Origin of the sequence: Mesorhizobium sp. M7A.F.Ca.CA.002.04.1.1 (assembly GCF_004022805.1) — a bacterium.
In the GTDB taxonomy this organism is placed as follows: domain Bacteria; phylum Pseudomonadota; class Alphaproteobacteria; order Rhizobiales; family Rhizobiaceae; genus Mesorhizobium; species Mesorhizobium ciceri.
Window position 1 is genome coordinate 1 of sequence record NZ_RZPL01000334.1, and the last position, 5,899, is coordinate 5,899.

General features: G+C 62.9%; 8 protein-coding genes and 1 pseudogene. 1 reads left to right on the forward strand and 8 read right to left on the reverse strand.

Annotated features, from left to right (window positions below):
• On the reverse strand, positions 1 to 606 hold a 606-nt coding region (locus ENZ75_RS18050; RefSeq protein WP_281061247.1), incomplete at its 3' end, for a serine dehydratase beta chain.
• Between the two features lie 178 nt (positions 607 to 784).
• On the opposite strand from ENZ75_RS18050, the gene ENZ75_RS18055 reads away from it, so the two are divergent.
• Positions 785 to 1,498, forward strand: a complete 714-nt coding sequence (locus ENZ75_RS18055) for a DUF599 domain-containing protein (RefSeq protein ID WP_027161543.1) — start codon at positions 785 to 787, stop codon at positions 1,496 to 1,498.
• Here the strand turns inward: ENZ75_RS18055 and ENZ75_RS18060 are convergent.
• From ENZ75_RS18060 to ENZ75_RS18090, 7 genes and pseudogenes are all read right to left on the reverse strand, one after another.
• Entirely contained in the window at positions 1,477 to 2,268 is a 792-nt protein-coding gene (locus tag ENZ75_RS18060) for a YdcF family protein (protein ID WP_063167958.1), read from the reverse strand. The genes ENZ75_RS18055 and ENZ75_RS18060 overlap by 22 nt on opposite strands.
• Positions 2,269 to 2,275: 7 nt before the next feature.
• Positions 2,276 to 2,806 (reverse strand): hypothetical protein, encoded by a 531-nt coding sequence (locus ENZ75_RS18065; protein WP_013531784.1) that lies wholly within the window; start codon positions 2,804 to 2,806, stop codon positions 2,276 to 2,278.
• 1 nt (position 2,807) lies between these two features.
• Entirely contained in the window at positions 2,808 to 4,373 is a 1,566-nt protein-coding gene (locus tag ENZ75_RS18070) for an amidase family protein (protein WP_027161542.1), read from the reverse strand.
• Positions 4,373 to 4,828, reverse strand: coding sequence for a GNAT family N-acetyltransferase (locus ENZ75_RS18075; protein WP_013531786.1), 456 nt, complete (start codon positions 4,826 to 4,828; stop codon positions 4,373 to 4,375). Before ENZ75_RS18075 ends, ENZ75_RS18070 begins: the two co-directional genes overlap by 1 nt.
• A gap of 8 nt (positions 4,829 to 4,836) precedes the next feature.
• Entirely contained in the window at positions 4,837 to 5,124 is a 288-nt protein-coding gene (gene gatC / locus ENZ75_RS18080) for an Asp-tRNA(Asn)/Glu-tRNA(Gln) amidotransferase subunit GatC (RefSeq protein WP_013531787.1), read from the reverse strand.
• 130 nt (positions 5,125 to 5,254) lie between these two features.
• Entirely contained in the window at positions 5,255 to 5,671 is a 417-nt protein-coding gene (locus ENZ75_RS18085; RefSeq protein WP_082826453.1) for a hypothetical protein, read from the reverse strand.
• A gap of 24 nt (positions 5,672 to 5,695) precedes the next feature.
• Positions 5,696 to 5,899, reverse strand: a pseudogene (locus ENZ75_RS18090) (metal-dependent hydrolase); the annotation flags it as partial.

Here is a 5,899-nt window from a genome sequence, read left to right on the forward strand (position 1 = left end):
GTCGGCGATGGAAAGGCCGCTTTTGCCGGCCATGGCCAGCATCTCGACCGCATTCTTGAACGGATAAGGCACTTTCTTGCCTTCCGTCGTCACCGATCCCTTGGCCTTCATCCGCTGCAGTTCCTCTTCGGAAACCACGAAGCCGCCGCCGATCGAATAATAGATGCGCTTGAGCAGCAGGCGGCCGCCGGAATCATAGGCGTAGAACGCCATGCCGTTGGCGTGGCCGGTGAGCGGCGTCTTGCGGTCCAGCACCAGATCGCTGGCCGGATCGAAGCGATAGGTGGGATGGCCGGGCGGCGAAATACGCTTTTCGGCGGCGATGCGACTGGCAATGCCATCGGCCTGGTCGGGATCGACCGTCTGCGGCGTCAGACCGGCAAGGCCGAGCATGACGGCGCGGTCACTGCCGTGGCCGATGCCGGTATAGGCGAGTGACCCGTGCAGGCTGGCGCCAAGGCGGTCGACCTTCACACCCGCCGGGCGCGGCCAGTCATTTCCCGCGACCTCGTCGAGAAACCGCGCCGCGGCGGTCATCGGTCCCATCGTGTGCGAACTCGAGGGTCCTATGCCGATCTTGAACAGGTCGAAAACCGAAAGGAACACGCGGCGTTGTCTCCTGGAGTCAGGTCGAGGACTACATATAGGAATTCCCACGATGTTTCCGCTCTTTTGGAAATCGCGGCGCTGCACCCGCCGACCTTGTTTGCTCCGGCAGCGACATTGGCACGATCGCTGAATGCGGACATCGAAGCGATCGCCCTGAATGTGATAAATTCAGGCCATGGGCGATTCCCTCGATCTTTCGACAGCCGATCTCGCGGCGCTGGCCTTCTTCCTCGTCGCGTGGCTGCTGCACACGTTTGCCTCCGACGGCAAGCTTGTCAGCCGGATGTCGCTGACGACGGCGATGAATGCACAGCGGCAAGCCTGGATGCGGACCATGGCCGAGCGCGAGATCCGCATCGTCGACACCGCCATCATGAGCGGGCTGCAGCAAGGCACCGCCTTCTTCGCCTCCAGCTCGCTGATCGCGATCGGCGGCTGCTTTGCCCTGCTCGGCGCGTCCGACCGGGTTCTTGAAGTGCTCAGCGACCTGCCTCTGGGTGGCGCGCCGTCGCGCGCGGCCTTCCAGATAAAGGTGTTTGGGCTGGTGCTGATCCTGGCGTTTTCGTTCTTCAAATTCGGCTGGGCGTACCGGCTGTTCAATTATTGCACGATCCTGATCGGCGCCGTACCGATCCCGCATGGCGAAGCCTCGCGCAATCCGGTCACCGAAACGGCGGTGTGGCGTGCGGCGCAAATGAACATGCTGGCCGGAAAGCACTTCAACTCCGGCCTGCGCGGCGTGTTCTTCTCGATCGGTTATCTCGGCTGGTTCGTCGACCCCATGGTGTTCGTGTTGTCGACGCTGTTGCTGCTGGCGGTGCTGGTGCGGCGCCAGTTCTTCTCGGCGGCCAGGCAGGCGGTGATCGGTCAGCCGCCCGGAAAAGGCTGATCGATCCGGCCTGACAGCCAGTAGGCAAAAAGCCCGATCCATTCCCGGATGGCCATGGTGGTGGCCCGCAGCGAATCGGCTGGATTGTCGCGGAACAGGCCGACGCCTTCCCGTCCCGAGGTGCGATAGTCGACCGGCCATGGAACGGTTGCAAAGCCGGCCTTGTCGAACAGCGCCTTGGCGCGCGGCATATGGAAGGCCGAGGTCACCAGCAGCCAGGTCTCGCCGGGCTTCGGCGTTACCAACTCCTTGGTGAAGACCGCGTTCTCATAGGTGTTGCGGGACTTGTTCTCCAGGATCATCCAGTCGGCGGCCACGCCAAGCGCGGTGAGCAGGCGCGGCGCGGTTGCGGCATCGCCCTCGCCATCGAGAAACAACGCGCCGGTGCCGCCGGAGACGACCACCTTGGCGGTGGGAAAGCGCCGGGCGAGAATCGCGGTCTCGACCATCCGATCGCCGCTGCTGTTCAGCTCATAGCCGCCGCGCGCCAGATTGATGGCGCCCTCGAAGCCGCCGCCGAGCACGACGATGCCGTCGACCTTTTCCGGCAGCGGCGGGCGTTGAAAGCGCTCTTCCAACGGATTGAGCATCATGGCGCCGAGCGACGTCCATGCTGACAGTGCAAGGATCAAAAATGCCAGCACGCTGCCGGCGGCCGCTAACCGTCGGCGCCCGATCGTGACCGCGAGCAGTCCCGCTAGCAGCAGGAAGATCGCCAGGTTGAGCGGCTGGATGAAGAACCAGAAGATCTTGGAAAGGTAGAAGAACATTGGCTGCCTATCGTCGGCTCGAATTCTCACGACCGATGAAGTGCTCGACGGCACTTGTCACAGCCTCGGCCTCGGGCCGGCTCAACTCCCTGCCGAAAACAAGGACGCCGTTGGTGTTGGTCAACCTGATGACTTCCGACAGCCCCGCTTCATCCGTTGGATAGGTATGGTCGAGGATTTCGGCCTCAAGGTGCCCTTTCAAAGGCAATGAGGAACGATTTCGCACAAAACCCCTGACGTCGCGCACGGCTGCCACGTCGGTTAGCCGCAGGGTTTCCTTGCCGAACACCAGCCACATGAAATCCTTGCCGAGGAAGTAGGTGAAGAGGGCAATGATCGCAGTGAACGACAGCAGTCCGAGAGTGCCGCTGGCGACGTTTGCGGGCGACGTGTCGGTCAATCCCATGTAGCCGGTATAGGCAACGATCGCGGCCCCAACCAGGACGAAGCCCATCCTGAAATCCGAGATGCGCGGTGGGTTGGTTATCAGCAGTTCGTCTTCCGTCTCGACGATGGAAATGCGAGACGGGGGCGGCATGCTACCACCATTTCTCCGGCTGGAATGTGCCGGCGGCTTGCTCGATGACGGCGGCGGTCTGGAACAGGGTTTCCTCGTCAAACGGCCGGCCGATCAACTGAAGCCCGAGCGGCAAACCCTTGGCGTCGAGCCCGGCGGGCACAGCGATGCCCGGCAGGCCGGCCATGTTCACCGTGACGGTGAAGATGTCGTTCAGGTACATCTTGACCGGATCGGCAGCCATGTCCTCGTCGGCGATGCCGAAGGCGGCGGATGGCGTTGCCGGGGTCAGGATGACATCGACGCCGGCGGCGAAGACAGTCTCGAAATCCCGCTTGATCAGATTGCGCACCTTCTGCGCCTGCAGATAGTAGGCGTCGTAATAGCCGGCCGACAGCACATAGGTGCCGATCATGATACGGCGCTTGACCTCACGGCCGAAACCGGCGGCACGGGTCTTCTCATACATGTCGACGATATCCTTGCCCGGCACGCGCAAGCCGTAGCGGACGCCATCGTAGCGGGCGAGGTTGGACGAAGCCTCGGCGGGCGCCACGATGTAATAGGCAGGCAACGCATATTTGGTGTGCGGCAGGGAAATATCGACGATCTCGGCGCCGGCGTCCTTCAGCCAGGCAATGCCCTTCTGCCACAGCGCTTCGATCTCTTCGGGCATGCCGTCGACGCGGTACTCCCTGGGAATGCCGACCTTCATGCCCTTGATCGGCTTGCCGATCGCGGCCTCATAGTCCGGTACCGGCATGTCGACCGACGTCGTGTCCTTCGGATCGACGGAGGCCATCGACTTCAGCAGGATCGCGGCATCGCGCACGTCACGAGCGATCGGGCCGGCCTGGTCGAGCGACGAGGCGAAGGCGACGATGCCCCAGCGCGAGCAGCGGCCATAGGTCGGCTTGATGCCGACCGTGCCGGTGAAGGCGGCCGGCTGGCGGATCGAGCCGCCAGTATCCGTCGCGGTCGCGCCGGCACACAGGAAGGCCGACACTGCGGTTGCCGAACCGCCGGAAGAACCGCCCGGCACCAGCTGCGCATTGTCCAGGCTGCGCGCGGTCCTGGTGCCGCCGGCCGAGACGAAGCCGCCATCACCCTGATGCGTCGTCGGCATCACCACCGTGTCTAGGCGCGAGCGCCGCCACGGATTGATGACCGGGCCATAGTAGGACGTCTCGTTGGACGAGCCCATGGCGAACTCGTCCATGTTGAGTTTACCGAGCATGACGGCGCCGTCGGCCCACAGATTTGACGTAACGGTCGATTCGTAGCGCGGCTTGAATCCGTCCAGCACATGACTGCAGGCCTGCGTATGGACGCCTTCGGTGCCGAACAGGTCCTTGATTCCGAGCGGGATGCCTTCCAGCGCACCGCCCTCGCCCTTGACCAGCCTTGCGTCGGACGCCTTGGCCATGTCGCGCGCCTTGTCGCCTGTCACCGCGACATAGGCATTGAGCGCGGGATTGGCGCGATCGATGGCCGAGAGATAGGCCTCGGTGATCTCGGTCGCGGTGATTTCCTTGCCGTGCAGCTTGGCGCGGGCCTGTGAAATCGTCAGCTGGGTCAGGTCGCTCATCAAAGGCTCTTTTCGTAAAACACCGACCACTCGGAATCGGGATAATCCAGCACCGGGCCGCAACGCGAAAACCCGGCGCGTTCGTAGACGGTCCACGCCGCGGGGTGACGGTCGCCCGTCTCCAGCACCAGGCGCTTCAGCCCCTCGTTGCGCGCCAGCGCCTCGACCTGCTCGACGATTTTCGCGCCGATCTTCTGCCCGCGATGCGAGGGCCGCGTGTACATGCGCTTGACCTCGCCGACAGCGCCGTCATGGCGTTTCAGCGCACCGCAGCCAATGGCCATGCCGTTGTCGCGGGCGATGAAGACAGTCGTGTCCTCACCAGCCATCTGCTCGACCGTCAGATGGTAGCAATGCTCCGGCGGCGTCAGTTCGAGCAAGGTCTGGTTGAGTTCCTCGACCAGGCCGCGCACGTCGTCCTGCAGTGGCGTTTCAATGGCGATGTCGATTGCCATCGGCCGGTTTACTCCACGACCTTCGGCACGAGGAAGAAATTCTCTTCGGTCGCCGGCGCGTTGGCGACGATGTCAGCTGCCTTGCCGCCGTCAGTAACAACGTCCTGACGCTTCTTCATGTCCATCGGCGTCACCGAGGTCATCGGTTCGATGCCGGAAACATCGACCTCATTCAGCTGTTCGACGAAGCCCAGAATGGCGTTCAGCTCGCCGGTCATCCGTTCGGCATCTTCCTCGCTCACCGCAATGCGGGCGAGATGCGCGACGCGCTTCACTGTCTGAAGATCTACGGACATGTTTTTGCCTCGGGGAAAACCAGTTCGGGCTATAGCGGCGCCGCGCGCGCTGCGCAACATGCATCGTGCGAGAGACCAGGCTGCGGCGGCGGCCTAGTCTTCGGCCATCGATCCACGCACAGGATGATGTCTACGGCAGGGCAACGCCCTCGCACAGATAGTAGCTGCCGCTGTTGCCGCTTGCTTCGCTTTCGTCGTTGACGGGCCGGACCGACACGAGATCGATCTGCTTGTCGTTCATTTGCGTCACCGAGAGGACATCCGGGAAGACATAGCCCGGTTCCTGGCAGAGGGCCGTCACCGCCCAGCTCGGCGAAGCGGTCGCCTTGCTGACCTGCAGAAACTCGCAATTGTATTCCACGCTCTGCAGGCCGTGCGCCGAAAGCACGATGTTGCCGGCGTCGATCAGCGTTTGCAGCGTGTCCTTTTTGGCCTGCGTGCAAAGCTCTTCGGACTGAAGGTAGACGCCTTCGATGAAATCATCCGCGGCCAGCGCGGGCGACGCCGCGACAAACATGGAAACGCAAAGAGATCGCCCCAATACCATGGATTTATTCCACTTTAGCTGTTTCTAGATCGTAATCGTCTCACCGATTTTCGGCAACGCCAGCCTTACACCGGATCCTTCCAGGCCGGCCTCGAACTTATCGGCGGTCGGGTCGATCATCGGAAACGTGCCGAAGTGGCAGGGAACCACGGTGTCGAATTTGAAGAAGCGCCGGCAGGCAAGTGCCGCCACCGCGCCGCCCATGGTGAAGCGGTCGCCGATCGGCAC

What these genes read in the sequence shown, in the direction of transcription:
- ENZ75_RS18055 (WP_027161543.1), top strand. Translation starts at nt 785, where the DNA reads ATGGGCGATTCCCTCGATCTTTCGACAGCCGATCTCGCGGCGCTGGCC.
- ENZ75_RS18060 (WP_063167958.1), bottom strand. Translation starts at nt 2,268, where the DNA reads ATGTTCTTCTACCTTTCCAAGATCTTCTGGTTCTTCATCCAGCCGCTC.
- ENZ75_RS18065 (WP_013531784.1), bottom strand. Translation starts at nt 2,806, where the DNA reads ATGCCGCCCCCGTCTCGCATTTCCATCGTCGAGACGGAAGACGAACTG.
- ENZ75_RS18070 (WP_027161542.1), bottom strand. Translation starts at nt 4,373, where the DNA reads ATGAGCGACCTGACCCAGCTGACGATTTCACAGGCCCGCGCCAAGCTG.
- ENZ75_RS18075 (WP_013531786.1), bottom strand. Translation starts at nt 4,828, where the DNA reads ATGGCAATCGACATCGCCATTGAAACGCCACTGCAGGACGACGTGCGC.
- gatC (WP_013531787.1), bottom strand. Translation starts at nt 5,124, where the DNA reads ATGTCCGTAGATCTTCAGACAGTGAAGCGCGTCGCGCATCTCGCCCGC.
- ENZ75_RS18085 (WP_082826453.1), bottom strand. Translation starts at nt 5,671, where the DNA reads ATGGTATTGGGGCGATCTCTTTGCGTTTCCATGTTTGTCGCGGCGTCG.